The organism is Streptomyces sp. NPDC026672, assembly GCF_040638185.1.
In the GTDB taxonomy this organism is placed as follows: domain Bacteria; phylum Actinomycetota; class Actinomycetes; order Streptomycetales; family Streptomycetaceae; genus Streptomyces.
In genome coordinates this window covers 97,145-122,150 of the sequence record NZ_JBEZXS010000022.1, presented here as the reverse complement: position 1 = coordinate 122,150, position 25,006 = coordinate 97,145, and the positions used below count along the sequence as shown (strand labels likewise).

The following is a 25,006-nucleotide window of genomic DNA, read 5'->3' as shown; positions in this document are numbered from 1 at the left end:
TGTGGCCATGACCACACCCTCGGGGGTCGGTCGTACGGCTAATGTCTGTCCGCTGCCTACAAAATCCCGGAGGAGCCATGGCGTTCGGCTGGATCGACGACCAGGCGGAGCACCGCCGCCGCGCCGGACTCGTACGCACCCTGCGCCCCCGCCCCGCCGACTCCCCGCTGCTGGACCTCGCGAGCAACGACTACCTCGGTCTCACCCGCCATCCCGAGGTCGCCGAGGGCGCCGCGGCGGCGGCCCGGACCTGGGGCGGCGGCGCCACCGGCTCCCGGCTTGTCACGGGCACCACCGACCTGCACACCGAGCTGGAGCGCGAACTGGCCGCCTTCTGCGGCTTCGAGGCGGCCCTGGTCTTCTCCTCGGGGTACGCCGCCAATCTCGCCGCCGTCACCGCGCTCGCCCCGCACGGCTCGCTGATCGTCTCGGACGCCCTCAACCACGCCTCCCTGATCGACGGCTGCCGGCTGGCCCGCGGCACGACCCAGGTCGTCGGCCACGCCGACCCGGCGGCGGTCCGCAAGGCGCTCGTCACCCGTGCGGGCGCGGCGGTCGTGGTGTCCGACACGGTGTTCTCGGTCGACGGGGACGCCGCTCCGCTCGCCGCGCTGGCGGCGGTCTGCCGGGAGCACGGGGCCGGGCTCGTCGTCGACGACGCGCACGGCCTCGGCGTGCTGGGCGAGGGCGGCAGGGGAGCGCCGTGGGCGGCGGGGCTCGCGGGCGCGGACGACGTGGTCGCGACGGTCACGCTGTCCAAGTCGCTGGGCAGCCAGGGCGGCGCGGTGCTGGGCCCGGCCCGGGTGATCGACCACCTGGTCAACGCGGCGCGCACGTTCATCTTCGACACGGGTCTGGCCCCCGCCGCGACGGGCGCGGCGCGGGCGGCCCTCGCCGTGCTGCGGCGTGAGCCCGCGCGGGCGGCACGCGCGCGCGAGGTGGCCGCGGAACTGCACACCCGCCTGACCGCCGCGGGCCTGGACGCGGTGCGTCCGGACGCCGCGGTGGTCTCGGTGCGGGCGCCGTCCCCGGAGGGGGCCGTGCGCTGGGCGGCCGACTGCCGGGCGGCCGGCCTGGCCGTGGGCTGTTTCCGCCCGCCGTCCGTGCCGGACGGCGTGTCGCGGCTCAGGCTGACCGCCCGCGCGGACCTCTCCGGGGCCGAGGTGGAGCGCGCTGTACGGGTGATCGGCGAGACGCGACCGTGAGTCGGCGTGACACGGCCGTGGGTCGCCGGGGCGGCAACTGATCAGTAGGGACGGACGGGGTGGGGGATCAACGCAGACCGGTGACGAATCCCGCCCAGCTCTCGGGGGAGAAGAGCAGCGCGGGTCCTGCCGGGTCCTTCGAGTCGCGCACGGCGAGCAGTCCGGTCAGGGGACCGGTGCGCGGCCGTGCCGTTTCCACGCAGTTGTTGGCTCCCGTGCTGTAGCTGCTGCGCAGCCATCGCACGTCGTGCAGATCGGGGCTGGGTACGTTCCGAGGCAGTGCGGACATGGTGCCTCCTTAGGCGCCGTGACCTATCCCGGCGATGTAATCCAACGATTCCTCGGGTGAAAGGGCGTAGATCTGAAGGGTGTTGAAGGCATCTGAGTATGCCTGGAGGTCTTCTTTCCGCTCGAGGTAGAGGCTACTCGTCAAGTTGTCGAGAACAACCACATCCAGATCAGAAGTGCTCGGAAATGTGAAGATAACGAAAGGTCCTGTGACGCCGATGTGTGCGCCGGCGGCGAACGGCAGGACCTGGAGCCGCACTTGGGGCAGTTTCGCCGCCTCCACCAGCCGCGCCAGCTGACGTGCCATCACATCGGGGCCGCCGACCTCGCGCCGCAGGACCGCCTCGTCCAGCACGGCGCTGAGCTCCAGCGGCGGATCCGACCGCAGCACGTCCTGCCGGGCGAGCCGCACCTCCACCAGCGTGTCCAGCCGGTCGTCCGGCTCGCCGACCGCGGCCCGGGTCACGGCCCGCGCGTACTCCGGCGTCTGGAGCAGTCCCGGCACCACCAGGGTCTCCAGCGTGCGCATCCCGCTGGCCTGCGACTCCAGCGAGATGAAGTCCCGGTAGGCGGGCGGCAGCACCCCGCGGTAGGCGTGCCACCAGTGGTGGCGGCCGGAGGCGTCCTCGGAGCCCGCGAGCGCCAGCAGCAGATCCCGCAGGTGCTGGTCGAACACGCCGTAGGCGTCCAGGAGTAACCGGACGTCGGGCGCCTTCACGCCGCTCGCGCCCGTCTCGATGCGGCTCACCTTCGACTGGTGCCAGCCCACCATCCGGGCCGCCTCGCCGCTCGTCAGACCCGCGCCTGTGCGCAACGAGCGCAGTTCGGCGCCCAGCTTCCGGCGGCGTACCGCGGGACCGTGCTGCATGGGCTACTCCTTACTCCTTCCGAGCCGCCCAAATACGCTCTGCCGTCGCAGAGTTCACCGCTTCGAGCGACAGATATATGCATATCTTGGTGGATCGCCGCCCGTGACCGGCGCGGTGATGGCAGTCTGGCGACGAAGCACCAGTCCGGGACCGTACTCGAACCCTCCGCTCCGTGTCGGACTCGCGGTCCCGTGGGAAAGGGACGACGTCGTCATGGCAGACCACCTGGAAGCATCCCTCACTCTGCCGAGCGATCCCGCCTCGGTCGCCACGGCCCGCTCCTACGTCCTGCGCATCCTCGCGGAGTGGGGCCTCCCGTCGGACACGGACCTCGCCGACAGCATCCGGCTCGTCGTCTCCGAACTGGCCACCAACGCCGTCCAGCACACCTTCGGGCAGTCGCCCACCTTCACGGTGGACCTCGTCCTCGAACGCGACGAGCACCTGCGCATCGGCGTCACGGACAGCCATCCCCGCTTCCCCAAGAGACTGCCCGCGGCCGTTCAGCAGGACAACGGCCGCGGCATGGTCATCATCCGCTGGCTCGCCGCCGAGTGCGGGGGCAGGCTGCGGGTCCGCCCCACGCGGGAGGGCGGCAAGACCGTCTCGATCGAACTCCCGTGGGCCGTGCGGGCCCGTCCGGTCACGACGGTGGGGCAGCAGGAGCCGTAGCCCCGCGCGGCCGTCGCCGGGCGGGGCCGAGGGGGCGCCGGTGCAGCACGGCCGGCACCCCCTCGGACGGTTCAGCGGACTCGCCCGTACCAGACGCTCCTGGTCCAGATCTTCTGCAGCCTGACCACGTCCCCGGTCTTCGGGGCGTGCCAGATCTTCCCCTTTCCGGCGTAGATCCCGACGTGGTACACGCTGGAACCCGAATGGAAGAACACCAGGTCACCGGCCTTGCGGCTCGTGGCGGAGACATGGCGGGTCTTGTTGTACTGCTGGGCGGCCGTCCGCGGCAGGCTCTTGCCCGCCTTCTTGAACGAGTACAGCGTCAGCCCCGAGCAGTCGAACCGGCGCGGTCCTGTGGCCCCCCAGCGGTACGGGGAGCCCTTCTTGGAGGCCGCGATTTGGAGTGCCTTGGTCGCCGTCGTCGCGGCGGCGGCGTCCGACGCCATCCCCGGGACCACGATCGAGCCGCCCACGGCGGCGATGGTCAGTGCCGAGGCCGTACCGGCCCGGGCCATCAGGGACGGGACACGATTGAGCGCAGTCATGCGCAACCCTTCGTCAGCCGCCTGTGAAGGATGACCTGTCGGATTCGGGCTGGCGAAGTTGCCCGGCCGCGTTGCCGCGGCTTCACCCCAAGGGCTGCCCGGGGCGGACTCGCGTCCGCTCCGGCGACCCGTCTAGCTGGGTCCTCCACTCCTGCCGATCCACTCCTGTCGACCGGGCATCCGGGCGGCGGCAGGACTCGGCGTCCGCCCGGATCGCCCCGCCGCTGTGGCGGGGGCTTGTCGTCAGACAGGGATCTTCACCTACGAGTGTCCGAAAATCCCAACGGAACCGGGGATATGTGGCGTTACTCACCACTCATCCGTTCGGGTGGACAAGTCGTGCGCCGGTGCTGGGCCGCGAATCTGACGAGCCCTCGGACCAGCGCGGGAACGGGGCGTCGCGGCCGCCGCGCGGGCGCCCGGCGCAACCCGTGCGGTGCCGAAAAAGGACTCGTTTCTACGCCGAACAGGGGTACGTCTTTTGGTCCGTTTCGACTCGGGTCGCGCCGTGCGGGCGTCGGGCGTGCGACACCCCGGGACCGTGCGCCCGCGTCAGCCCGCGCACTCCGGCGGCGGCAGACCCACCCGGGCGGTCCGGCGCTCGCCGTCCAGGACCCTCAGCGCCCGCGCGAGCGTGTCCGCGTGCAGCTCCGTCTCGCCGCGCTGGTGCATCAGCGCCAGCGCGTCCCGCAGCTCCACGGCCTTGCGGACGAGGGCCTGGGCGGCCCGCAGCCCGCGGTAGGTGTCGCCGTCCACGGCCGGATTGATCCGGCCGAGCAGGTCGACCACGTCGAGGTAACGGTCGATCAGTTCGCCCTCGGCGCGGGTGAGGGCGGGCAGCGGCGGCAGCTCCGGAGACGGCATCGGGCGCTCACCCCGCGTCCGGGGTGCGGCGGGGCGCCCGGCGGTCGGTGACGACGGCGTCCACGAGGCCGTAGGCCAGCGCGGCCGGCGCGTCCAGGACGAGATCGCGCTCCAGATCCTCGTGCACCTGTTCGGCATCGCGTCCGGTGTGGCGGACGAGCATCTCCTCCAGCGCGGCGCGGACCCGGGCCAGCTCCCGGGCCTGGATCACGAGGTCGCTCGGCTGCCCCTCGACCGGCTCGGGCAGCGACGGCTGGCCGACGGTCAGCCGGGCGCCCGGCAGGGCGAGCCGCTTGCCCGGGGTGCCCGCCGCGACCAGCACGGCCGCCGAGGGCCCGGCCCGGCCGACGCAGACCGTCTCCACGTCGCAGGAGACGTAGCGCATCGTGTCGTAGATCGCCGTCATCGCGGCGAACGAGCCGCCCGGGGAGTTCACGTAGAGCGAGATGTCCTGGTCGGGGGCGGCGTGTTCGAGGTGCATGAACTGGGCCGTGACGTCGCCGGCCGAGGTGTCGTCGATCGGCGTGCCGAGGAGCACGATCCGCGCCTCCAGCAGCTTCCCGTACGGATCGAGCGTGCGGTGGCCGGCGCTCGTGCGCTCGGTGAACTCCGGCAGGACATGGCGGGCGGACGGTCGGGCCATGGCGTACCCCTCCTCGTGGCGGAGCCCGTCCGAGTGAACGGCTCCTTCTGTAGAAAATGTACAGGACGTACGGAGTGAAGGGTGAGAGTGAGCCCCGTAAGCTGGAGGCATGGCCTACGAGATTCCGGTGACGCAAGCCAGGGCTGAGCTCGCCGACCTGATCAACCGCGTGGTCTACGGCGGTGAGCGCGTCGTCGTGACGCGCCACGGCAAGCCCCTCGTCGCCCTGGTCTCGGCCGCCGACCTCGAACGGCTGGAGGAGCTGGAGGCCGCCGAGGACCAGGTGATCAGCACGGTCTCCACCGCCCGCGAGGCGGCGCCCGCCGCACGGGAGCGGCAGCGCTTCGGCATCGCGGCCGAGCACCGCAGGGCGGGCGGCGCCTGACGGTGTCCGGTTAACGTGGGCGAAACCCGCTCCAACTAGCCTGCCCACTCACACCAGCCGGGACTTTGCCCCGTGGCTGCGGCGACCGGGCCCCGCACGGCCCGGGTGAGACGGTGAGGTGGGACGTGCAACTGACCCCGCACGAACAGGAACGGCTGCTGATCCACGTGGCCGCCGACGTCGCCGGGAAGCGCCGGGCCCGCGGGCTGAGACTCAACCACCCCGAGGCGGTCGCCCTCATCACCTCGCACATCCTCGAAGGCGCCCGCGACGGCCGTACCGTCGCCGAACTCATGGCGTCCGGGAGGAAGTTGCTCACCAGGGACGACGTCATGGAGGGCATCCCCGAGATGATCCACGACGTCCAGGTGGAGGCCACCTTCCCGGACGGCACCAAGCTCGTCACCGTCCACGACCCGATCGTCTGAGGGGCCGTCGATGATTCCCGGAGAGGTCCTGTTCGCCGACGGCCCGATCGTCTACAACGCGGGCCGTGACGTGACCCGGCTGACCGTCCTCAACGCGGCCGACCGGCCCGTCCAGGTCGGCTCCCACTACCACTTCGCCGAGGCCAACCCCGGCCTGGAGTTCGATCGCGCCGCGGCCCGCGGCAAGCGGCTGAACGTCGCCGCCGGCACCGCCGTGCGCTTCGAACCCGGCATTCCCGTCGAGGTGGAACTCGTCCCGCTCGCCGGCCACCGGGTCGTGCCGGGGCTGCGCGGCGAGACCGGAGGCGCGCTCGATGCCTGAGATCTCCCGCGCCGCCTACGCCGACCTGTTCGGGCCGACCACCGGGGACCGCATCCGGCTCGCCGACACCGATCTGCTCGTCGAGATCGAGGAGGACCGCTGCGGCGGACCCGGACTCGCCGGCGACGAGGCCGTCTTCGGCGGCGGCAAGGTCATCCGCGAGTCCATGGGGCAGTCCCGCGCCACCCGCGCGGAGGGCACCCCCGACACCGTGATCACCGGTGCCGTCGTCGTCGACCACTGGGGCGTCGTCAAGGCCGACATCGGCATCCGCGACGGCCGGATCACCGGCATCGGCAAGGCGGGCAACCCCGACACCATGGACGGTGTCCACCCCGACCTGGTCATCGGCCCGGAGACCGAGGTCGTCGCGGGCAACGGCCGCATCCTCACGGCGGGCGCGATCGACGCCCACGTCCACTTCATCTGCCCGCAGATCGCCGACGAGGCGCTCGCCGCCGGCATCACCACGCTCGTCGGCGGCGGCACCGGGCCCGCCGAGGGCTCCAAGGCGACCACCGTGACGCCCGGCCCGTGGCATCTGGCGCGGATGCTGGAGGCGATGGAGACGTACCCGCTCAACATCGGGTTCCTCGGCAAGGGCAACACCGTCTCGCACGAGGCGATGCTCTCGCAGATCCGCGGGGGAGCGCTGGGGCTGAAGCTGCACGAGGACTGGGGCTCCACCCCGGCCGTCATCGACGCGTCCCTCACCGTCGCCGACCGCACCGGTGTGCAGATCGCCATTCACACGGACACCCTCAACGAGGCAGGGTTCGTGGGCGACACGCTCGCCGCCATCGGCGGGCGCGGGATCCACGCCTACCACACGGAGGGTGCGGGCGGCGGGCACGCGCCGGACATCATGACCGTGGTCTCCGAGCCGCACGTGCTGCCCAGTTCGACGAACCCGACGCGGCCGTTCACGGTGAACACCGCCGAGGAACACCTCGACATGCTGATGGTCTGCCACCACCTCAACCCGGCGGTGCCCGAGGACCTGGCGTTCGCCGAGTCCCGGATCAGACCGTCCACCATCGGCGCGGAGGACGTGCTGCACGACCTCGGCGCCATCTCGATCATCTCCTCCGACTCGCAGGCCATGGGACGGGTCGGCGAGGTGATCATGCGCACCTGGCAGACGGCGCACGTGATGAAGCGGCGGCGGGGCGCGCTGCCGGGGGACGGACGCGCGGACAACCTGCGGGTACGGCGGTACGTCGCCAAGTACACGATCAACCCGGCGCTCGCACAGGGGCTCGCGCGGGAGGTGGGCTCCGTGGAGACCGGCAAGCTCGCCGACCTCGTGCTGTGGGAACCGGCGTTCTTCGGGGTCAAGCCCCAACTCGTCATCAAGGGCGGGCAGATCGTGTACGCGCAGATGGGCGACGCCAACGCGTCCATCCCCACGCCGCAGCCGGTCCTGCCGCGGCCGATGTACGGGGCGATCGGGCGGGCGCCGGCCACGAACTCCGTCAACTTCGTCGCGCCGCTCGCCGTCGAGGACGGGCTGCCGGAGCGGCTGGACCTCGGGAAGCGGTTCGTCGCCATCGAGTCGACACGGGCGGTGACCAAGGCCGACATGCGGGAGAACGACGCCAGGCCGCGGGTACGGGTCGACCCCGACAGCTTCGCCGTGCACATCGACGGGGAACTGGTCGAGGCGGTGCCCGCGGCCGAACTGCCCATGGCCCAGCGGTACTTCCTGTTCTGAGGGGCCTGGCGATGACACGGGCGGCACTGCTCCTGCTCGCCGACGGACGGTTCCCCGCCGGGGGCCACGCGCACTCCGGCGGGGCGGAGGCTGCCGTGCGGGCCGGGCGGATCGACGGGGGCGCGGGGCTGGAGGAGTTCTGCCGGGGGCGGTTGCACACGGCGGGACTCGTCGCGGCTTCGCTGGCGGCGGCCTCGGCCCTTGGGGCGGCGCCGCGGGAAGTGGACGCTGCGGCGGACGCGCGGACGCCCTCGCCCGCGCTGCGGGGGGTCGCGCGGCGGCTGGGGCGGCAGTTGCTGCGGGCCGGGCGGGCGACGTGGCCCTCGGCCGAACTGGACGCCCTGGGGCGGGAGTTCCCCAAGGGGGCGCATCAGCCCGTGGTGCTGGGGGTGGTGGCACGGGCGGCGGGGCTGGGGGCGCGGGACGCGGCGTACTGCGCGGCGTACGAGTGTGTGAGCGGGCCGGCGACGGCTGTCGTACGGCTGCTGAGCCTGGACCCGTTCGAGGCGAGCGGGGTGCTGGCGAGGCTGGGTCCGGAGGTGGACCGGGTCGTGGACCGGGCGGTGGAGACGGCGAGGGGCGGCGTCGACGCGCTGCCGGCGGTGTCGGGACCGTTGCTGGAGATCGGAGGGGAGACCCATGCGACGAGTACCACCCGCCTGTTCGCCTCCTGACCTTCCTGGCCCACCCACCCACCCGACTCGGCAACTCGAACAGTCGCCACCACGGGGCTCCGCCCCGAACCCCGGTCGGGTTCTGGGGCCGTGTTGTTGATGTTCTTCCGTTCTTCCTGTCGGCCGAAAGGGGCGCCGTATGCATCTCGATCACGGGCGTTTTGATTCCTCCGTCTCCGGCGTGAGTGCTGATGCTCGGCGTCCCGATGGGGTGCGGCGGGCTCTGCGGGTGGGGCTCGGGGGGCCCGTGGGGTCGGGGAAGACGGCCACCGTCGCCGCCCTGTGCCGGGTGCTCCGGGACGATGTGGTGATGGGGGTCGTCACCAACGACATCTACACGCGTGAGGACGCCGAGTTCCTGTTGCGGGAAGGGGTCCTGCCCGCGGAGCGCATCGTGGCGGTGGAGACCGGCGCCTGCCCGCACACCGCCATCCGGGACGACATCTCCGCCAACCTGGAGGCGATCGAGGACCTGGAGGACACGGTCGGCCCCCTCGACCTCGTGCTGGTCGAGTCCGGCGGGGACAACCTCACCGCCACCTTCTCCAAGGGACTCGTCGACGCGCAGATCTTCGTCATCGACGTGGCCGGCGGCGACGACATCCCCCGCAAGGGCGGCCCCGGCGTCACCACCGCCGACCTGCTCGTGGTCAACAAGACCGACCTCGCCCCCCACGTCGGCTCCGACCTCGCCCGCATGGCGGCGGACGCCAAGGCACAGCGCGCCGAACTCCCCGTGGTCTTCCAGTCGTTGCGGAGCGAGGCAGGCGTCACGGACGTCGCCGCCTGGGTCCGCGCCCGGCTCGCCGACTGGACCCGCCGCGCATGACCGGCGTCCGCGCCACCGCCCGGATCGTCGCCCGCCCCGACGGCCGCGGCGGCACCGCGCTGCCCGTCCTGGAGGGCGAGGGCCCCCTCGCTCCCCGCCGCACCCGCGCCGCGGGGAGCGAGGCGCGCGTGATCGTGGTGGGCGCCATGAGCGGCCCGCTCGGCGGGGACCACCTCGCCCTGGAGGCGGAGGTCGCCGAGGACGCCCGGCTGGAGGTGCGCTCGGCCGCGGCCACCATCGCCCTGCCGGGCCAGGACAAGGCGGAGGCCCGCTACGACATCCGGCTGCGGGTGCACGACCGGGGCGAACTGACCTGGCTGCCGGAGCCGTTGATCTCCGCACGCGGCAGCGACCTGCGCGTCACGACCCGCGTGGACCTCGCGCCCCGCGCCCGCCTCGTGCTGCGCGAGGAACAGGTGCTCGGCAGGGCGGGGGAGGAACCGGGACGCCTCGGCAGCAGACTCACGGTACGCGTCGGCGGGCGGACCGTGCTCGACCAGGAACTCGCCTGCGGACCCGGAGCGCCGGGCGGCTGGGACGGGCCCGCCGTCCTCGGGGGACATCGCGCCGTCGGCCAACTCATCGTCGTACGACCGGAGTTCGGACAGTGCCCGCCGGCCGCGCGGACACTGGGCGAGACCGCGATGCTCGTACCGCTCGCCGGCCCCGCCGCCCTGGTGAGCGCCCTCGCCACCGACGGGCTGCGACTGCGGCGGACGCTCGACGAGGCGCTGTCCCTGCTCGGCTAGCACCCGCTCAGCGGGACGACTCGATCCGGTTATCGGATTGGCAAAGAAGGTCAACAAACCCTGTTCTCAGGCCACTCACAGCCGCGAGGATCCCCCGTACATTCGCAACTCTGTACGGGGAGGGGCCCCACTTGAGGGACAACAGACCCAAGAGCCGTGTGCTGGCGCTCGGTACCGCCGGAGCACTCGTCACGGCGACCCTGATAGCCGGCGCCGTCACGGCGCCCACGGCCAGCGCGGACAGCCGCCAGGGCCAGGACCGCGAGGCCCGCGGCGCGGCGATCGCCGCCGACCGGGCGTCGAAGGCCGGCATCAACTGGCAGGACTGCCCCGCGGACTGGGGACTGGTCAAGCCGATCCAGTGCGGCTGGGTCAGCGTGCCGCTCGACTACGCCAAGCCGAACGGCAAGCAGATCAAGCTCGCCGTCGACCGCATCGGCAACACCGGCACCCCGCAGGAGCGCCAGGGCGCGCTCGTCTACAACCCCGGCGGTCCCGGCGGCTCCGGCCTCCGCTTCCCGACCCGGGTCACCGGCAAGAACCCCGTCTGGGCGAACACCGCGAAGGCGTACGACTTCGTCGGCTTCGACCCCCGCGGCGTCGGCCACTCCGCGCCCATCTCCTGCATCGATCCGCAGGAGTTCGTGAAGGCGCCCAAGGCCGACCCGGTGCCGGACGACGAGGCCGACAAGCGCGCGCAGCGCAAGCTGGCCAGGGAGTACGCCGACGGCTGCTACGAGCGCAGCGGCGACATGCTGCCCCAGATGACCACGCCGAACACCGCCCGCGACCTGGACGTCATCCGTGCCGCGCTCGGCGAGAAGAAGATCAACTACCTGGGCGTGTCCTACGGCACCTACCTCGGCGCCGTCTACGGCACCCTCTTCCCGGGCCACGTCCGCCGCATGGTCGTCGACAGCGTCGTCGGCCCTTCGCGCGACAACATCTGGTACGAGGCCAACCTCAACCAGGACATCGCCTTCGAGGGCCGCTGGAAGGACTGGGAGGACTGGGTCGCCACCAACGACGCGACCTTCCACCTCGGCACCACCCGCGCCGCCGTCCAGGCCCAGTGGCTGAAGCTGCGCGCCACCGCCAAGAAGAGCCCCATCGGCGGGGTCGTCGGCCCGGCCGAGCTGATCGGCTTCTTCCAGAGCGCCCCGTACTACGACTCCTCGTGGGTGCCGGTCGCCACGGTGTTCAGCCAGTACGTCGCCGGTGACACCCAGGCGCTGGTCGACGCGGCCGCCCCCGACCTCTCCGACACCGCGGGCAACGCGGCCTCGGAGAACGGCAACGCCGTGTACACCGCAGTCGAGTGCACCGACGCCAAGTGGCCCACCAGCTGGCAGAAGTGGGACCGGGACAACTCCCGGCTGCACAAGGACTACCCGTTCATGACCTGGGCGAACGCCTGGCTGAACCTGCCGTGCGCCACCTGGCCGGTCAAGCAGCGCACCCCCGTCGAGGTCAAGACCGGCAAGGGTCTGCCGCCGGTGCTGATCGTGCAGTCCACCCGTGACGCCGCCACGCCGTACGCCGGCGCCGTCGACCTGCACAAGCGCTTCAAGGGCTCCCGCCTCATCACCGAGCGCGACGCCGGTTCCCACGGTGTGACCGGCCTGGTCAACCCGTGCATCAACAACCGGGTCGACACCTATCTGCTCACCGGTCGGGTGGACCGCGCGGACGTCACCTGCGCCCCGCACGCCACGCCCAAGCCGTAGCAGCCACCACCGGGTACGACACCCGAAGGGCGGCCGGGACCTCACGGTCCCGGCCGCCCCGTCGTGTTCAGCGGGCGGCCAGCCAGGCGTCCTCCGCCGCGTAGTCGAAGACACCGGGGTAGGACCTGACCAGGGCGGGGAAGCGCTCGCGCCAGTCCCGCCCGGTCAGTTCGGCGGTCAGCCACTCGACCGTCCCCGGCAGGCTCCCGGCGTAGGACACCACCGGCTGGTAGCCCAACTCCCGTGCGGCGGCGGCCATGTCGAGGACGACGGGCAGCGGTACCGCCCACGGTGTGTCGCCCACGCCGGACTCCGTCGGCGGACCGTCCAGCAGGACCGTCCGCGTCCGTACGCCCATCACCTCGTCGACCGCCGCGCCGATCTCCGCCGTCGTCGGGGCCTCGGGATCGACGGCGTTGAGGACCCGCGACCCCGGCCGGGCCGCCGCCAGCCGCACCAGTTCGGCGATGTTGCGGGCACTCGCGGTGTGGAACCGGCTGCGCCCGCCGTACGCCAGCACCCGCGTTCCGCGCCCGTCCAGGTTCCGCTTGACGAAGTACAGCTCGCGGGGCGAGGGGCTGTGCGGGCCGTGGACGGCGCCCGCGCGCAGCAGGGTCGCCGGCAACCGGTCGCCCGCGCCGAGGAGTTCACGCTCCAGGGCCACCTTGCCCGTGCTGTACGTGGCCTCGCCCGGGGCCACCGTCGGCTGGGTCTCCGGGACGGGCACCGGGTACTCGGGGAACCCGTTCGGCTCTTGCTGGGTGTCGAAGCCCCGACCCTTCCCGTCCTCGTACACCGCGGCGCTGGAGATCGCCACCGCCGAGCCGATCCGGCCGGCCAGGCCGGTCAACTGCCGTGCGTGCGCGGCGCCGTAGGCGACCACGTCCACCACCACGTCACAGCCGTCGCCGATCACCGCGGCCAGCGCGGCGTCGTCCGACCGGTCCAGCTTCACCGCCCGGACCTCCGCGGGCCAGCCCGCGTCCCGGCCGCCGCCGCGCGAGGCGGCCGTCACCTCCCAGCCGTCCCCGGCCAGCGCGTCCACCACCGGACGGCCGATCTGGCCCGTCGCCCCGATCACCACAGCACGTCTCATACGGCGACCCTAGGCGGCGCAGCCGCCGGGGCGGCCGTCGTTCTGCCGACGGGAGACACGGCTCGACGACACGGACGGCTCGACACCGGTTCAGCTCAGCGGCGTCCGCGGGAACCGGCGCTCCTTGGTGCCGCTCGCCCCGGCTTCCTCCGCCTTGACGACCGCCGCGTACCGGTCCACGTACTCCTGCTCCGACAGCGTCAGGATGGCGTACATGATCTCGTCGGTGATCGCGCGCAGCACGGCCTTCTCGCTCTCCATCCCGGCGTAGCGGGAGAAGTCCAGGGGCTCGCCGAAGCGGATGACGACCGGGTGGACGTTCGGGATGACCTTGCCCGGCGGCTGGGCCTCGAAGGTGCCGATCATCGCGCACGGCACGACCGGGACGCCGGCCCTGAGGGCCATGACCGCGACGCCGACCTTGCCCTTGTAGAGGCGGCCGTCGTGCGAGCGGGTGCCCTCCGGGTAGATGCCGAGCAGTTCGCCCTTGCGGAGCACACCGAGACCTTCGCGGATGGCCGCCTGCCCGGCATCCTTGCCGGAGCGGTCCACCGGGATCTGCCCGGCGCTGCGGAAGAAGAACGCGGTGAGCCGGCCCTTGACCCCCGGTCCGGTGAAGTACTCCGCCTTGGCGAGGAACGTGATCCGCCGTCTGAGGATCGCCGGCATCAGGAAGTGGTCCGAGAAGGACAGGTGGTTCCCGGCGACGATGGCCGCGCCTGTCATCGGAACGTGCTCCAGGCCCTCGATACGGGGCCGGAAGACCAGTCTCAGCAGCGGTCCCAGCAGCACATATTTGAGCAGGTAGTAGAACAAGACAGGTCGCTCCTCGCTAGGGCGGGCCGGCCAAACCGCCGCGTTCTCGCAGCTCAACGGATGTGTCGCGGGCTGCCAGTGTAGATCCGCCCCCGCCCCCGCGATACGTCTCGAACAGGGTGCGTCATCTACGATGAGGACGATGATCCGAGCCGAGCAGTCGCCGGGGGTGCCGTCCGTGGGGCGGTGGCGCGGCACGCTGGTGCTCGGGTTGCTGCTCGGGCTGCTCGGCATGCACGCCCTCGCCCCCGGTGGCGGTGCCATGGGAGCCGTGCCGCACCCGCCCGCGCACACCGCCGCCCTGTCCGCGGTCGACGACTGCCCCGACGGGCACTGCGGCGGGGACCATCTGCGGCACGCCGACGCGACCTGCGCCTCCGCCGCCGTGGGCGGGGGACCGAACCTGCCCGGTCCGGCGCCCGGCCCGGTCGGTGCCCCCGTACCGGCCGACCGCGCCGGGTCCCCGCCGGCCACCACGCCGGACGGCGCCCGTGCGCCGCCCTCCCTCGCCGAACTCCAGCTCCTGCGGATCTAGAGGCACCCGCCGCACCCGGCCGCCGAACGTCGCCGGTGCGGTCCTCGACGTGCCCCGGATCGAGCACCCTTCACCCAGCAGGAGCAGACGCATGACCATCCGTACCCTGACCCGCGCCGCCCTCGCGGCGGTCACCGCGACGACCGCCGCGCTCGTCCTCACCGCGTGCGGCGGCGACGGCGCGGCCCAAGCCGGGCGTACCGGGCCCGCCGCCTCGGCCGACCCCTCCGTCACCGCCACGGGCGCCGCGCACAACGCCCAGGACGTGTCCTTCGCGCAGGGCATGATCCCGCACCACCGGCAGGCCCTGGAGATGGCCCGGCTGGCCGCCGACCGCGCCTCCTCCCCGCAGGTCAAGGACCTCGCGTCCCGCATCGAGAAGGCGCAGGACCCGGAGATCACCGAGATGACCGGCTGGCTGCGCTCCTGGGGCGAGGACGTGACCGTGCCCGGCACGGACCACTCCGGTCACGCGGGCGCGAAGGACATGAAGGACATGAAGGACATGAAGGGCGGCGGTACGGCGGGCATGAAGGGCATGATGTCCGCCGGTGACATGGACGCCCTGGAGAAGGCCGAGGGCGAGGACTTCGACCGGCGGTTCCTCACCATGATGGTCGGCCACCACCGCGGCGCCGTGGAGATGGCCACCACGGAGCGGCGGAAGGGCGCCTACGCCCCCGCCACGGCCCTCGCCGACGCCGTCGTCACCGGCCAGAGCGCCGAGATCGCGGAGATGCGGAAGCTGCTCGACCGGGGCTGACCACCAGGCCGGGGCCCGGCCGCTCGTGGAGGTGCCCCTCCAGCGGGAGGCCGGGCGGCACCGGGGGCAGGACGGCGGTCAGGCCGTAGCCGCACTTGTGCGCGACGCGGCAGGACGCCGTGTTGTCGACCTGGTGCACCAGCCGCAGCCGGGACGGCCCGCCGCCGGGGAACGCGCCGGAGACGCCGGACCCGGCCGGGGCGGTGAACGCCCAGACGCTCACCGCCTCCAGGGCCCGCGGCGCCACCCCCCGGCCGCGCGCGTGGGCGGCGGTCCAGTACCCCACCTCCGCGGTGGTGGTGCCGGGCCCGCCGCCCTTGAGCACCACGTGCCCGGCGAGCCGGGGACCGTCCGGTCCGTCGGCGCCCTCCAGCACCGCGAACGCCCGCCGGTCCCCGTCCCGCCAGCCGCGCATCTGCTCCCGCACCCAGTGCCGCGCGTCCGCGAGGTCGGCCACGCCCGTGCTCGTCCACCGGCGCATGGCCTCGTCCTCGCCCAGTCCGGCCAGGGCGGGCGCGTCGGACGGCCGCCACGGGCGCAGCAGCAGGGCCGGTGCGGTCGCGGTCGCGGGGGCGGTGAGTTCCACGGGCGGTGGCCTCCGTGCGGTCAGTTCTCCTCGGTCAGCACCTTCTCCAACGCGCCGAGCGCCGACCGGAGTTCCTCGGCCGTGATCGTCAGGGGCGGGGCCAGCCGGATCGTGGAGCCGTGGGTGTCCTTGACCAGGACGCCCTCGCGCATCAGCCGCTCGCCGATCGCGCGGCCGGTGCCGACGGTCGGGTCGACGTCCACGCCCGCCCACAACCCGCGCGAGCGGAAACCGACCACACCCTTGCCGATCAGCGCCGTGAGCCCGTCCCGCAGGACGACGCCCAGCTCGGCCGCCCGGCGCTGGAACTCGCCCGTCTCCAGCAGCTCGACCACCGCCGTGCCGACCGCGGCGGCCAGCGGATTGCCGCCGAACGTCGAGCCGTGCTCGCCCGGCCGCAGCACACCCAGCACCTCGCGCCGGGCCACCACCGCCGACACCGGCACGATGCCGCCGCCCAGCGCCTTGCCCAGCAGGACGACGTCCGGGACGACCCCCTCGTGGTCGACGGCGAGCGTGGCACCCGTACGGCCGAGGCCCGACTGGATCTCGTCCGCGACGAACAGACAGCCCGCCCGCCGGGTCAGCTCGCGCACCCCGGTCAGATAGCCCTCGTCCGGGACGATCACGCCCGCCTCGCCCTGGATCGGCTCGATCAGCACGGCGGCCGTCGTCTCGTCGACCGCCGCCTCCAGCGCGGCCAGGTCGTTGTACGGCACGATCCGGAAGCCCGGGGTGAAGGGGCCGAAGCCCGCGCGGGCGGTCTCGTCCGTGGAGAAGCTGACGATCGTCGTCGTACGGCCGTGGAAGTTGTCCGCCGCGACCACGATCGTGGCCCGGTCGGCGGGGACGCCCTTCACCTCGTACGCCCACTTGCGGGCCACCTTGACGGCGCTCTCCACCGCCTCGGCGCCGGTGTTCATCGGCAGCACCATGTCGAGACCGGTCAGCGCGGCCAGCCGCTCCGCGAAGCCGGCGAGCCGGTCGTTGTGGAAGGCGCGCGAGGTGAGCGTGAGCAGGTCGAGCTGGTGGTGCGCGGCCTCGACCAGCGCCGGATGGCGGTGGCCGAAGTTGAGGGCCGAGTAGCCGGCCAGCATGTCGAGGTAGCGGCGGCCCTCGACGTCCTCCACCCAGGCGCCCTCCGCGCGGGCGACGACGACGGGCAGCGGATGGTAGTTGTGGGCCAGGACCGGTTCCTCCGCCGCGATCAGGTCGGCGGACGTACGGGTGCGCGCGGGTGCGGTCATCGGCGGATCTCCTGGGTGCAGCACTTGATGCCCCCGCCGGCCTTGTGGAACTCCGACAGGTCGACGGGGACGGGGACGTAACCGCGGCCGGCGAGCCGGTCGGCGAGCGCCTCGGCCCGCGGCGCGATGAAGACGTGGCGTCCGTCGGAGACGGAGTTCAGGCCCCAGGCCAGCGCGTCGTCACGGGTGGCGAGCACCGCGTCCGGGTACAGCCGCGCGAGCACCTCGCGGCTGCCCGGCGAGAACGCCTCCGGGTAGTACACGATGTCGGTGTCGTCCAGGACGAACAGCGCTGTGTCCAGGTGGTAGAAGTACGGGTCCACCAGCGTCAGGCTGATCACCGGATGGCCGAAGAACTCCTGCGCCTCGTGGTGCGCCTCCCGGGTGGTGCGGAACCCGGTGCCGGCGAGCAGATGGCGGCCCGTCCACACCAGGTCGCCCTCGCCCTCGCTGACCGACTCGGGGCGGTGCACGTCGTAGCCCGCGGTCTTGAACCACAGGTCGTAGTGGGTCGACTCGGGGCGTCGCTCCGGGGCCCGGAACAGCGAGCCGAAGACCCGGCCGCCGACCACCACGGCCGAGTTCGCGGCGAAGACCATGTCCGGCAGGCCGGGGACCGGCTCGACGGACTCCACGGTGTGACCGTGCTCCCGGTAGGCGTCGATCAGGGCCCGCCACTGCCGGTGGGCCAGGTCGACGTCGACCCGGGTGTCGGGATGCATCCAGGGATTGATCGCGTACTGCACGGCGAAGTGTCTGGGTTCGCAGACGAGGAATCGCCGGGAGCGCGGCACACGGCTGTCGGACACAGAGGGGTTCCTCCGCTTTCCTGCGGTGTCACTGGGGATGGGCACCAAGGTAGGAAACGACCGATACGCGCGACAAGTGCGAATGACTGCGCGTTCACGCAGGAACACTGCGTCCTGACCAGGCAGGACGCACGAGTGCTGCGCCCGGAACCGTTTATTCCGGCACCGGCGCCACATGTCATTCGGGTGCCGCGTGGGTCGCTCCCGCCTCCGGAGCCTCCGGCAGCAGGTGCGACAGCACCATCACGCTGATCGTCTTGCGGATGAACGGCTCCGTACGGATGCGCTCCAGCACCTCCTCGAAGTGCTCCACGTCCCGCGCCCGCACGTGCAGCAGCGCGTCCGCGCCGCCCGTCACCGTCATCGCCGCCGTGATCTCCGGATGGTTGCGCACCACCTCCGCCAGCCGCCGGGGCGGCGCCGCACCCTCGCAGTACACCTCCACGTACGCCTCCGTGCGCCAGCCCAGCGCCGACGGCCGCACCGTGGCCGTGAACCCCGTGATCACACCCGTCTCCCGCAACCGGTCCACCCGCCGCTTCACCGCGGTGGCCGACAGGCCGATCGCCGCGCCGATCTCGGCGAAACTGCTCCTGGCGTTGGCCACCAGCGCGGTGGTGATCTTCCGGTCGAGGTCGTCGAACGACGCGGTCCTGCTGTGCATGCGGGCACTGTATCCAGCGCGAACGTCCACGCCCGGCACATGTCCAGACGTACGGATTCCTCCTACACTCCACCTTCATGCTGCGCGCCCTCGCCGTCGACGACGAACGCCCCTCCCTGGAGGAGCTCTTGTACCTGCTGAACGCGGATCCGCGCATCGGCAGCGTCGAGGGTGCCGGGGACGCGACCGAGGCGCTGCGGCGCATCACCCGCGCCCTGGAGTCCGGCCCCGACGGGCCCGAGGCCATCGACGTCGTCTTCCTCGACGTCCAGATGCCGGGCCTCGACGGCCTGGAGATGGCCCGCCTCCTCACCGGCTTCGCCCGGCCCCCGCTCGTCGTCTTCGTCACCGCCCACGAGGACTTCGCCGTCCGCGCCTTCGACCTCAAGGCCGTCGACTACGTCCTCAAACCCGTCCGCAAGGAACGCCTCGCCGAAGCCGTGCGCCGGGCCGCCGAACAGCGCGGCACCGGACCCCGGATACCGGTGCACGAACCCGACCCCGACCACATCCCCGTCGAACTCGGCGGCGTCACCCGGTTCGTGGCCGTCGACGACATCACCCATGTGGAGGCCCGGGGCGACTACGCCCGGCTGCACACCGAGCGCGGCAGCCACCTCGTCCGCATCCCGCTGTCCACCCTGGAGGAGCGCTGGCGCTCCCGCGGCTTCGTCCGCATCCACCGCCGCCATCTCGTCGCCCTGCGCCACATAGCCGAACTCCGCCTGGACGCGGGCACCGTGAGCGTCCTGGTCGGCGCGGAGGAACTCCAGGTCAGCCGGCGCCACGCCCGCGAACTGCGCGACCTGCTGATGCGCCGGACCGCGGGATAGGGGGCCGCCGTGGAACCCACCGAACGCCGCGTCGTCGTCACCGGACCGCCCCGCCGCACCCGCCGGACCTCCGGCTACTACCGGCCGCGCACCGAGATCGACGAGCAGACCACCCTCGGCCACACCTACGTCCGCTCCCTCATGCGCACCCAACTGCGCGCCGCCCTCGCCGTGTTCGCGGTCCTCGTCCTCCTCGTCGGCCCGCTCCCGCTGGTCTTCGCCGCCGCCCCCGACGCCCGCCGCCTCGAATGGCTCGTGCTCGGCTTCTGCCTCTACCCGCCCCTCATCCTGCTCGCCCGCTGGTACGTGCGCCGCGCCGAACGCAACGAACGCGACTTCGTCCGCCTCGTCGAGGACCGCTGACGGCCGTGAACTCCAGCTACGCCGTCCCCGCCGTCGCCCTGGTCGTCGTCGCCACCGTCCTCGTCGGCGCCTTCGGCCTGCGCATCTCCCGCACCACCTCCGACTTCTACGTCGCCTCGCGCACTGTCGGCCCCCGCCTCAACGCCGCCGCCATCAGCGGCGAATACCTCTCCGCCGCCTCCTTCCTCGGCATCGCGGGACTCGTCCTCGTCCAGGGCCCCGACATGCTCTGGTACCCGGTCGGCTACACCGCCGGCTACCTCGTGCTGCTGCTGTTCGTCGCCGCCCCGCTGCGCCGCTCCGGCGCCTACACGCTGCCCGACTTCGCCGAGGCCCGCCTCGCCTCCCCGGCCGTGCGCCGGCTCGCCGGGGCCTTCGTCGTCGGCGTCGGCTGGCTCTATCTGCTGCCCCAACTCCAGGGCGCCGGGCTGACCCTGGCCGTCCTCACCGACGCGCCCGACCCGCTCGGCGGGATCATCGTCGCCGTCGTCGTGGTCGCCACCGTCGCCGCCGGCGGCATGCGCAGCATCACCTTCGTCCAGGCCTTCCAGTACTGGCTCAAACTCACCGCCCTCCTCGTCCCCGCCCTCTTCCTCGTCCTCGCCTGGCAGGGCGACGGGGCACCCCGCCACGCCTTCGACGAACCGGCCACCTTCCGCGAGCAGCGCAGCGTCCGCATCGAGGACACCGTCGACCTCCGCATCGACCGGCCGCTGACCGCCACCGTCACCGGCACCGTCGACGGCCGCCCCCACCACGGCGTCCGCGTCGCCCTCCCGGCCGGCGTCCACCACATCGAGCGCGGCACCCGCCTCACCTTCGGCCCCGGCAGCGCCGTCCCGGTCGCCGAGGGCAGCGGCGGCGGCATGTCCGGCTCGCTCGCCGAGGGCCGCGAGGACCGCCCGCTGTACGCCACGTACGGACTGATCCTCGCCACCTTCCTCGGCACCATGGGCCTGCCGCACGTCGTCGTCCGCTTCTACACCAGCCCGCACGGCGTCGCCGCCCGCCGCACCACCGTCGCCGTCCTCGCCCTGATCGGCGGCTTCTACCTGCTGCCACCCGTCTACGGCGCCCTCGGCCGGCTCTACGCCCCCGAACTCACCATCAGCGGCGACGCCGACGCGGCCGTCCTGCTGCTGCCCGACCGGATGATCGGCGGCCTCGGCGGCGACCTGCTCGGGGCACTGGTGGCGGGCGGCGCCTTCGCCGCGTTCCTGTCCACCGCCTCCGGACTGACCATGGCCGTGGCCGGCGTCCTCACCCAGGACGTGCTGCCCTCGCGCGGCGTACGGCACTTCAGGCTCGGCACCGTCCTCGCCATGGCCGTGCCGCTGGCCGCCAGCGTGCTCGTCGGGGGACTGCCGGTGGCCGACGCGGTGGGGCTCGCCTTCGCCGTCTCCGCCTCGTCGTTCTGCCCGCTGCTCGTTCTCGGCATCTGGTGGCGCCGGCTCACCCCGCCCGGGGCCGCCGCCGGGATGCTGGTCGGCGGCGGCTCCGCGTTCGTCGCCGTCGCCGCGACCATGGCGGGCTTCCCCGGCAGGGGCCCGTTGCACTCCCTGCTCGCCTGGCCCGCCCTGTGGTCCGTCCCGCTCGGCTTCCTCACGATGATCCTGGTGTCCCTGGCCACCGCGGCCCGCGTCCCGCCCGGAACAGCCGCGATCCTGGCGCGGTTCCACCTCCCGGAGGAACTGCGGGCGGAGGCCAAGGCATGACCGGGGGAAGCCGAGGCGCGAGCGGCGCAGGACAGGACACCAACGGCGGGGGGACGGTTTGAGCGGGTTCCTCGCCGGGCTGTGCGTCGCCGTGCTGCCCCTGCTCGCCGCCGGGTTCTGGCTCGGCCGCCGCACCGCGCGGCCCGAGAGCCTGGGCGGGCTCGGCACCGCCGTCGAGCACGCCACCTTCCGGACCCTGCACACCGCCTCCCTCGCCGCGCCCCCGCTGCGCGCCGGGCTCACCGAGGAGACCGCGCGCAAGTCCGCCCGCAGACTGCGCACCCTGCTCGGCACCGACGCCCTGTGCCTCACCGACCAGAAGGAGGTGCTGGTCTGGGACGGCGTCGGCGGGCACCACCGCACCGAGATCATGGAACTGCTCGCAGGACCCCTGGAGACCGGACGCGGCGAGGCGTTCCGGCTGAGCTGCGCGACCCCCGACTGCCCGGTCCGCTGGGCCGTGGTCGCCCCGCTCACGGTGGACGACCGGGTGCACGGCGCCCTCGTCGCCTGCGCCCCGCGCGAGTCCGCCGTGCTGGTCCGCGCGGCCGGCGAGGTGGCCCGCTGGGTGAGCGTCCAACTGGAGCTGACCGACCTCGACCGGTCCCGCACCAGGCTGATCGAGGCGGAGATCAAGGCCCTGCGCGCCCAGATCTCCCCGCACTTCATCTTCAACTCGCTCGCGGTGATCGCCAGCTTCGTGCGCACCGACCCCGAGCGCGCCCGTGAACTCCTCCTGGAGTTCGCCGACTTCACCCGCTACTCGTTCCGCAGGCACGGCGACTTCACCACCCTGGCCGACGAACTCCACGCCATCGACCACTATCTGGCCCTCGTGCGCGCCCGCTTCGGCGAGCGCCTGGCCGTCACCCTCCAGATCGCCCCCGAGGTGCTGCCGGTCGCCCTGCCCTTCCTGTGCCTCCAGCCCCTCGTGGAGAACGCCGTCAAGCACGGCCTGGAGGGCAAGTCCGGTGCCTGCCACATCCAGATCACCGCACAGGACGCGGGCGCCGAGGCCCTGGTTGTCATCGAGGACGACGGCGCCGGCATGGACCCCGAGCAGCTGCGCCGCATCCTCGCGGGCGGCACCAGTCCCTCCGGCGGCATCGGCCTGTCCAACGTGGACGACCGGCTCCGCCAGGTCTACGGCGACGACCACGGCCTCGTGATCGAGACCGCCGTGGGGGCGGGCATGAAGATCACCGCCCGGCTGCCGAAGTACCAGCCGGGCGTGCACTCGGCCGGGCGCCTCACGACCGGGTGAGCGTCACGGGTTCTGGGTGACCACCATGGCGAGCGTGAGCAGCCCCAGGACGACCCAGCCGAACCACAGCCAGCCGTTGCTGCCGAGCGCCACCGTGTACGCCGTCACCACGACGAGTCCGCCGACGGTGAGCACCCCCATGGCCTTCGTGGAACCGTTCGTGGAACCGGGCATCGCGACACCCTCCTCATGGTTCGTCCCTCACCATGGTGCCCTGTCGCGTCCCGGAACGGCAGTCGCGGGAGGGCGGACGGCTCCCCGGGGTCACGGACGGCCCCCCGGGGTGTCCGGCGCCCGGTCAGCCCTCGCGGGCGTTCAGCGAGGCCAGATAGGCGTTGTACGCCGCCAGCTCCTTGTCGCCGTCCCGGTCGGCGGCCCGGTCCGTGCGGCGGGCCTGGCGCTGCTCGGAGCCGTACCACTGGAACAGCAGGGCGATCAGCACCAGCACGGAGGGGATCTCGCTGAACGCCCAGGCGATGCCGCCCGCCGCGTTCTGGTCCGCGAGCGCGTCGATGCCCAGCGAGGCCGGCGGGTGTGCGAACGTCCCGACCATCGGCGAGGACCCCATCATCAGCGCGATGCCGAAGAACGCGTGGAACGGCATGCCCGCGAACAGTTCCAGCATCCGCATCAGATGGCCCGGCCGGTGCGGGCCCGGGTCCACGCCGATGATCGGCCAGAAGAACACCACGCCCACGGCGAGGAAGTGCACCATCATCGCCACATGCCCGGTCCTGGAGCCCATGAGGAAGTCGAACAGCGGGGTGAAGTACAGCGCGTACAGGCTCGCCACGAACATCGGGATCGTGAACGCCGGGTGCGTGATCACCCGCATGTAGCGGCTGTGCAGCAGCATCAGCAGCAGTTCGCGGGGTCCCTTGCGGCCCCTCGGGGCCGTCGGCAGCGCCCGCAGCGCCAGGGTCACCGGGGCGCCGAGCAGGAGCAGGATGGGCGACAGCATGCTGATCACCATGTGCTGCACCATGTGCACGCTGAACATGACCATGCCGTAGTCGTTCAGCCGGGTGCACATCACCAGCCCGATGGTCAGCACGCCCACGACGTACGACACGGTCCGCGCCACCGGCCACGCGTCACCGCGCCGCCGCAGCCGCACGACGCCCCACCCGTACAGCGCGAGCCCCAGCAGGCAGGCGACGAGGAAGAACGGATCCGCCGACCACTGGAGCCCCCGCCCGAGCGTGAAGGGCGCCAGATCCATGGTCGAACCATGCCCGCCGTGATCCATTCCGCAGGCTCCTGTTTCGTGGGGGTAACGCGCTTTCTGTCCCCACACAGACTAGAACCGCCCCGGCCCGCTCCTGCGACCGGGGTCGGTGTCAGCGCCCCGAAAGGGCCCCTACGGCAGGGCCTCCTACAGCACGCACTCCGCCTCGGCGTACCGCTCCGCGGGCACCGTCTTCAGCGTCTCCACGGCCTCCGCGAGGGACACCATCACTATGTCGGTCCCCCGCAGCGCGGTCATCATCCCGAACTCCCCGCGGTGCACCGCCTCCACCGCGTGCCACCCGAACCGCGTGGCCAGCACCCGGTCGTACGCCGTGGGCGTCCCGCCCCGCTGCACATGCCCGAGGATCACCGGCCGCGCCTCCTTGCCGAGCCGCTCCTCCAGCTCGATGGAGAGCTGCCGGGCGATCCCCGCGAAGCGCTCGTGGCCGTAGACGTCCTTGCCGCCCTCGTCGAACGTCATGGACCCCGGCCGCGGCTTCGCGCCCTCCGCGGCGACGACGATCGCGAACCGCTTGCCCGCCTCGAAGCGCTCGCCGACCCGGGCCGCCAGCTCGTCGATGTCGAAGGGCCGCTCCGGCACGACGATGGCGTGCGCGCCGGCCGCCATGCCGGAGTGCAGCGCGATCCAGCCGGTGTGGCGGCCCATGACCTCCACGATCAGCACCCGCTGGTGGGACTCGGCGGTGGTCTTGAGCCGGTCGAGGGCGTCGGTGGCGACACCGACGGCCGTGTCGAAGCCGAAGGTGACGTCCGTGACGGCGATGTCGTTGTCGATCGTCTTCGGCACGCCCACGATCGGCAGGCCGCCGTCCGACAGCAGCCGGGCCGCCTTCAGGGTGCCCTCGCCGCCGATCGGGATGATCGCGTCGAGCCCCAGCTCCTCGACGTGGCCCAGGGCGCGCTCCACGCCGTCCCGCAGGTGCTCGGGACGCACCCGGGAGGAGCCGAGGATGGTGCCGCCGCGGGCCAGGATGCCGCTCACGGCGTCGAGGTCGAGTTTGAGGTAGTCGCACTCCAGGAGGCCCTTCCAGCCGTCCCGGAAGCCGATGACCTCGTCGCCGTGGTCGACGACGGCGCGGTGCACGACGGACCGGATGACGGCATTCAGACCGGGGCAGTCGCCGCCGGACGTGAGGACACCAATGCGCAT

Annotated in this window: 30 protein-coding genes and 1 riboswitch; of the genes, 16 read left to right on the top strand and 14 right to left on the bottom strand. The window is 72.7% G+C overall.

Going from position 1 to position 25,006, the window contains the following annotated elements; all coding sequences use genetic code 11:
- Positions 1 to 77 precede the first annotated feature (77 nt).
- Positions 78 to 1,205, top strand: coding sequence for an 8-amino-7-oxononanoate synthase (locus AB0F77_RS25065; RefSeq protein WP_361952789.1), 1,128 nt, complete (start codon positions 78 to 80; stop codon positions 1,203 to 1,205).
- Positions 1,206 to 1,272: 67 nt separating this feature from the next.
- On the opposite strand, the gene AB0F77_RS25060 is transcribed toward AB0F77_RS25065, so the two are convergent.
- Both AB0F77_RS25060 and AB0F77_RS25055 read right to left on the bottom strand, forming a co-directional pair.
- Positions 1,273 to 1,494 carry a DUF397 domain-containing protein gene (locus tag AB0F77_RS25060; RefSeq protein ID WP_361952786.1) on the bottom strand — a complete coding sequence of 74 codons (222 nt, stop codon included), beginning with the start codon at positions 1,492 to 1,494 and terminating at the stop codon, positions 1,273 to 1,275.
- A 9-nt stretch (positions 1,495 to 1,503) separates the two neighbouring features.
- Positions 1,504 to 2,361, bottom strand: a complete 858-nt coding sequence (locus AB0F77_RS25055; RefSeq protein ID WP_361952783.1) for a helix-turn-helix transcriptional regulator — start codon at positions 2,359 to 2,361, stop codon at positions 1,504 to 1,506.
- 214 nt (positions 2,362 to 2,575) lie between these two features.
- Here AB0F77_RS25055 and AB0F77_RS25050 point away from each other — a divergent pair, with 214 nt between their 5' ends.
- Positions 2,576 to 3,034, top strand: coding sequence for an ATP-binding protein (locus AB0F77_RS25050; protein WP_361952780.1), 459 nt, complete (start codon positions 2,576 to 2,578; stop codon positions 3,032 to 3,034).
- Positions 3,035 to 3,105: 71 nt separating this feature from the next.
- On the opposite strand, the gene AB0F77_RS25045 is transcribed toward AB0F77_RS25050, so the two are convergent.
- The 3 genes from AB0F77_RS25045 to AB0F77_RS25035 form a co-directional block, all read right to left on the bottom strand.
- The gene (locus tag AB0F77_RS25045) at positions 3,106 to 3,579 is read right to left on the bottom strand and encodes a C40 family peptidase (protein ID WP_361952777.1); all 474 of its coding nucleotides are present in this window, start codon (positions 3,577 to 3,579) and stop codon (positions 3,106 to 3,108) included.
- 3 nt (positions 3,580 to 3,582) lie between these two features.
- A riboswitch (cyclic di-AMP (ydaO/yuaA leader) is annotated at positions 3,583 to 3,792 on the bottom strand.
- A gap of 339 nt (positions 3,793 to 4,131) precedes the next feature.
- Complete coding sequence (locus tag AB0F77_RS25040; protein ID WP_361952774.1) at positions 4,132 to 4,443, bottom strand: hypothetical protein; 312 nt, start codon at positions 4,441 to 4,443, stop codon at positions 4,132 to 4,134.
- 7 nt (positions 4,444 to 4,450) lie between these two features.
- The gene (locus tag AB0F77_RS25035) at positions 4,451 to 5,086 is read right to left on the bottom strand and encodes an ATP-dependent Clp protease proteolytic subunit (protein WP_361952771.1); all 636 of its coding nucleotides are present in this window, start codon (positions 5,084 to 5,086) and stop codon (positions 4,451 to 4,453) included.
- Between the two features lie 109 nt (positions 5,087 to 5,195).
- Between AB0F77_RS25035 and AB0F77_RS25030 the strand changes: the two genes are divergently transcribed.
- From AB0F77_RS25030 to AB0F77_RS24995, 8 genes are all read left to right on the top strand, one after another.
- Positions 5,196 to 5,471: a type II toxin-antitoxin system Phd/YefM family antitoxin gene (locus AB0F77_RS25030; RefSeq protein WP_361952768.1), complete on the top strand. Its 276-nt coding sequence runs from the start codon at positions 5,196 to 5,198 to the stop codon at positions 5,469 to 5,471.
- Between the two features lie 125 nt (positions 5,472 to 5,596).
- Positions 5,597 to 5,899: an urease subunit gamma gene (locus AB0F77_RS25025; RefSeq protein WP_256917076.1), complete on the top strand. Its 303-nt coding sequence runs from the start codon at positions 5,597 to 5,599 to the stop codon at positions 5,897 to 5,899.
- Between the two features lie 10 nt (positions 5,900 to 5,909).
- Positions 5,910 to 6,221 carry an urease subunit beta gene (locus AB0F77_RS25020; RefSeq protein ID WP_361952765.1) on the top strand — a complete coding sequence of 104 codons (312 nt, stop codon included), beginning with the start codon at positions 5,910 to 5,912 and terminating at the stop codon, positions 6,219 to 6,221.
- A complete protein-coding gene (locus tag AB0F77_RS25015) occupies positions 6,214 to 7,935 on the top strand; it encodes an urease subunit alpha (RefSeq protein WP_361952762.1) in 1,722 nt (573 codons plus the stop codon). Before AB0F77_RS25020 ends, AB0F77_RS25015 begins: the two co-directional genes overlap by 8 nt.
- Positions 7,936 to 7,946: 11 nt before the next feature.
- Positions 7,947 to 8,609: an urease accessory UreF family protein gene (locus AB0F77_RS25010; protein WP_361952759.1), complete on the top strand. Its 663-nt coding sequence runs from the start codon at positions 7,947 to 7,949 to the stop codon at positions 8,607 to 8,609.
- Between the two features lie 139 nt (positions 8,610 to 8,748).
- Positions 8,749 to 9,438 (top strand): urease accessory protein UreG, encoded by a 690-nt coding sequence (ureG, locus tag AB0F77_RS25005; RefSeq protein WP_361952756.1) that lies wholly within the window; start codon positions 8,749 to 8,751, stop codon positions 9,436 to 9,438.
- Positions 9,435 to 10,187, top strand: coding sequence for an urease accessory protein UreD (locus tag AB0F77_RS25000; RefSeq protein WP_361952753.1), 753 nt, complete (start codon positions 9,435 to 9,437; stop codon positions 10,185 to 10,187). The genes ureG and AB0F77_RS25000 overlap by 4 nt, the downstream gene beginning before the upstream one ends.
- 131 nt (positions 10,188 to 10,318) lie before the next feature.
- Complete coding sequence (locus tag AB0F77_RS24995; RefSeq protein ID WP_361952750.1) at positions 10,319 to 11,914, top strand: alpha/beta hydrolase; 1,596 nt, start codon at positions 10,319 to 10,321, stop codon at positions 11,912 to 11,914.
- A 67-nt stretch (positions 11,915 to 11,981) separates the two neighbouring features.
- Here the strand turns inward: AB0F77_RS24995 and AB0F77_RS24990 are convergent, their stop codons facing one another.
- The gene (locus AB0F77_RS24990) at positions 11,982 to 13,010 is read right to left on the bottom strand and encodes an NAD(P)-dependent oxidoreductase (protein WP_361952747.1); all 1,029 of its coding nucleotides are present in this window, start codon (positions 13,008 to 13,010) and stop codon (positions 11,982 to 11,984) included.
- A gap of 90 nt (positions 13,011 to 13,100) precedes the next feature.
- Positions 13,101 to 13,826, bottom strand: a complete 726-nt coding sequence (locus AB0F77_RS24985) for a lysophospholipid acyltransferase family protein (protein ID WP_361952744.1) — start codon at positions 13,824 to 13,826, stop codon at positions 13,101 to 13,103.
- Between the two features lie 142 nt (positions 13,827 to 13,968).
- Between AB0F77_RS24985 and AB0F77_RS24980 the strand changes: the two genes are divergently transcribed.
- The gene (locus AB0F77_RS24980) at positions 13,969 to 14,361 is read left to right on the top strand and encodes a DUF6153 family protein (protein WP_361952741.1); all 393 of its coding nucleotides are present in this window, start codon (positions 13,969 to 13,971) and stop codon (positions 14,359 to 14,361) included.
- Positions 14,362 to 14,452: 91 nt separating this feature from the next.
- Entirely contained in the window at positions 14,453 to 15,124 is a 672-nt protein-coding gene (locus AB0F77_RS24975; protein ID WP_361952738.1) for a DUF305 domain-containing protein, read from the top strand.
- Here the strand turns inward: AB0F77_RS24975 and AB0F77_RS24970 are convergent.
- The 4 genes from AB0F77_RS24970 to AB0F77_RS24955 form a co-directional block, all read right to left on the bottom strand.
- Positions 15,069 to 15,710, bottom strand: coding sequence for a GNAT family N-acetyltransferase (locus tag AB0F77_RS24970; RefSeq protein WP_361952735.1), 642 nt, complete (start codon positions 15,708 to 15,710; stop codon positions 15,069 to 15,071). The genes AB0F77_RS24975 and AB0F77_RS24970 overlap by 56 nt on opposite strands.
- 20 nt (positions 15,711 to 15,730) lie before the next feature.
- A complete protein-coding gene (gene rocD / locus AB0F77_RS24965) occupies positions 15,731 to 16,957 on the bottom strand; it encodes an ornithine--oxo-acid transaminase (protein WP_361952732.1) in 1,227 nt (408 codons plus the stop codon).
- Positions 16,954 to 17,766, bottom strand: coding sequence for a dimethylargininase (gene ddaH, locus AB0F77_RS24960; RefSeq protein WP_361952729.1), 813 nt, complete (start codon positions 17,764 to 17,766; stop codon positions 16,954 to 16,956). The genes rocD and ddaH overlap by 4 nt, the downstream gene beginning before the upstream one ends.
- Before the next feature lie 178 nt (positions 17,767 to 17,944).
- The gene (locus AB0F77_RS24955; RefSeq protein ID WP_361952727.1) at positions 17,945 to 18,430 is read right to left on the bottom strand and encodes an Lrp/AsnC family transcriptional regulator; all 486 of its coding nucleotides are present in this window, start codon (positions 18,428 to 18,430) and stop codon (positions 17,945 to 17,947) included.
- A gap of 77 nt (positions 18,431 to 18,507) precedes the next feature.
- Between AB0F77_RS24955 and AB0F77_RS24950 the strand changes: the two genes are divergently transcribed.
- From AB0F77_RS24950 to AB0F77_RS24935, 4 genes are read left to right on the top strand one after another with little or no spacing between them, the layout of a single operon-like run.
- Positions 18,508 to 19,263, top strand: coding sequence for a LytTR family DNA-binding domain-containing protein (locus AB0F77_RS24950; RefSeq protein WP_361952724.1), 756 nt, complete (start codon positions 18,508 to 18,510; stop codon positions 19,261 to 19,263).
- 9 nt (positions 19,264 to 19,272) lie between these two features.
- On the top strand, positions 19,273 to 19,626 hold the full coding sequence (locus AB0F77_RS24945; protein WP_361952721.1) for a hypothetical protein: 354 nt from the start codon (positions 19,273 to 19,275) through the stop codon (positions 19,624 to 19,626).
- A 5-nt stretch (positions 19,627 to 19,631) separates the two neighbouring features.
- Positions 19,632 to 21,341, top strand: coding sequence for a cation acetate symporter (locus AB0F77_RS24940; RefSeq protein WP_361952719.1), 1,710 nt, complete (start codon positions 19,632 to 19,634; stop codon positions 21,339 to 21,341).
- Between the two features lie 58 nt (positions 21,342 to 21,399).
- Positions 21,400 to 22,605 carry a histidine kinase gene (locus tag AB0F77_RS24935; protein WP_361952716.1) on the top strand — a complete coding sequence of 402 codons (1,206 nt, stop codon included), beginning with the start codon at positions 21,400 to 21,402 and terminating at the stop codon, positions 22,603 to 22,605.
- 3 nt (positions 22,606 to 22,608) lie between these two features.
- Here the strand turns inward: AB0F77_RS24935 and AB0F77_RS24930 are convergent, their stop codons facing one another.
- From AB0F77_RS24930 to AB0F77_RS24920, 3 genes are all read right to left on the bottom strand, one after another.
- Positions 22,609 to 22,779, bottom strand: a complete 171-nt coding sequence (locus AB0F77_RS24930; protein ID WP_361952713.1) for a hypothetical protein — start codon at positions 22,777 to 22,779, stop codon at positions 22,609 to 22,611.
- Between the two features lie 124 nt (positions 22,780 to 22,903).
- The gene (locus tag AB0F77_RS24925) at positions 22,904 to 23,854 is read right to left on the bottom strand and encodes a cytochrome c oxidase assembly protein (protein ID WP_361952710.1); all 951 of its coding nucleotides are present in this window, start codon (positions 23,852 to 23,854) and stop codon (positions 22,904 to 22,906) included.
- Between the two features lie 126 nt (positions 23,855 to 23,980).
- Positions 23,981 to 25,006 (bottom strand): 6-phosphofructokinase, encoded by a 1,026-nt coding sequence (locus AB0F77_RS24920; RefSeq protein ID WP_361952707.1) that lies wholly within the window; start codon positions 25,004 to 25,006, stop codon positions 23,981 to 23,983.

What these genes read in the sequence shown, in the direction of transcription:
- AB0F77_RS24925 (WP_361952710.1), bottom strand. Translation starts at nt 23,854, where the DNA reads ATGGATCACGGCGGGCATGGTTCGACCATGGATCTGGCGCCCTTCACG.
- AB0F77_RS25065 (WP_361952789.1), top strand. Translation starts at nt 78, where the DNA reads ATGGCGTTCGGCTGGATCGACGACCAGGCGGAGCACCGCCGCCGCGCC.
- AB0F77_RS25030 (WP_361952768.1), top strand. Translation starts at nt 5,196, where the DNA reads ATGGCCTACGAGATTCCGGTGACGCAAGCCAGGGCTGAGCTCGCCGAC.
- AB0F77_RS25045 (WP_361952777.1), bottom strand. Translation starts at nt 3,579, where the DNA reads ATGACTGCGCTCAATCGTGTCCCGTCCCTGATGGCCCGGGCCGGTACG.
- AB0F77_RS25055 (WP_361952783.1), bottom strand. Translation starts at nt 2,361, where the DNA reads ATGCAGCACGGTCCCGCGGTACGCCGCCGGAAGCTGGGCGCCGAACTG.
- AB0F77_RS25015 (WP_361952762.1), top strand. Translation starts at nt 6,214, where the DNA reads ATGCCTGAGATCTCCCGCGCCGCCTACGCCGACCTGTTCGGGCCGACC.
- AB0F77_RS24920 (WP_361952707.1), bottom strand. Translation starts at nt 25,006, where the DNA reads ATGCGCATTGGTGTCCTCACGTCCGGCGGCGACTGCCCCGGTCTGAAT.
- rocD (WP_361952732.1), bottom strand. Translation starts at nt 16,957, where the DNA reads ATGACCGCACCCGCGCGCACCCGTACGTCCGCCGACCTGATCGCGGCG.
- AB0F77_RS24955 (WP_361952727.1), bottom strand. Translation starts at nt 18,430, where the DNA reads ATGCACAGCAGGACCGCGTCGTTCGACGACCTCGACCGGAAGATCACC.
- AB0F77_RS25050 (WP_361952780.1), top strand. Translation starts at nt 2,576, where the DNA reads ATGGCAGACCACCTGGAAGCATCCCTCACTCTGCCGAGCGATCCCGCC.
- AB0F77_RS24975 (WP_361952738.1), top strand. Translation starts at nt 14,453, where the DNA reads ATGACCATCCGTACCCTGACCCGCGCCGCCCTCGCGGCGGTCACCGCG.
- AB0F77_RS25035 (WP_361952771.1), bottom strand. Translation starts at nt 5,086, where the DNA reads ATGGCCCGACCGTCCGCCCGCCATGTCCTGCCGGAGTTCACCGAGCGC.
- AB0F77_RS24950 (WP_361952724.1), top strand. Translation starts at nt 18,508, where the DNA reads ATGCTGCGCGCCCTCGCCGTCGACGACGAACGCCCCTCCCTGGAGGAG.
- ureG (WP_361952756.1), top strand. Translation starts at nt 8,749, where the DNA reads ATGCATCTCGATCACGGGCGTTTTGATTCCTCCGTCTCCGGCGTGAGT.
- AB0F77_RS25040 (WP_361952774.1), bottom strand. Translation starts at nt 4,443, where the DNA reads ATGCCGTCTCCGGAGCTGCCGCCGCTGCCCGCCCTCACCCGCGCCGAG.
- AB0F77_RS25060 (WP_361952786.1), bottom strand. Translation starts at nt 1,494, where the DNA reads ATGTCCGCACTGCCTCGGAACGTACCCAGCCCCGATCTGCACGACGTG.
- AB0F77_RS25020 (WP_361952765.1), top strand. Translation starts at nt 5,910, where the DNA reads ATGATTCCCGGAGAGGTCCTGTTCGCCGACGGCCCGATCGTCTACAAC.
- AB0F77_RS25000 (WP_361952753.1), top strand. Translation starts at nt 9,435, where the DNA reads ATGACCGGCGTCCGCGCCACCGCCCGGATCGTCGCCCGCCCCGACGGC.
- AB0F77_RS24980 (WP_361952741.1), top strand. Translation starts at nt 13,969, where the DNA reads ATGATCCGAGCCGAGCAGTCGCCGGGGGTGCCGTCCGTGGGGCGGTGG.
- AB0F77_RS25010 (WP_361952759.1), top strand. Translation starts at nt 7,947, where the DNA reads ATGACACGGGCGGCACTGCTCCTGCTCGCCGACGGACGGTTCCCCGCC.
- AB0F77_RS24930 (WP_361952713.1), bottom strand. Translation starts at nt 22,779, where the DNA reads ATGCCCGGTTCCACGAACGGTTCCACGAAGGCCATGGGGGTGCTCACC.
- AB0F77_RS24990 (WP_361952747.1), bottom strand. Translation starts at nt 13,010, where the DNA reads ATGAGACGTGCTGTGGTGATCGGGGCGACGGGCCAGATCGGCCGTCCG.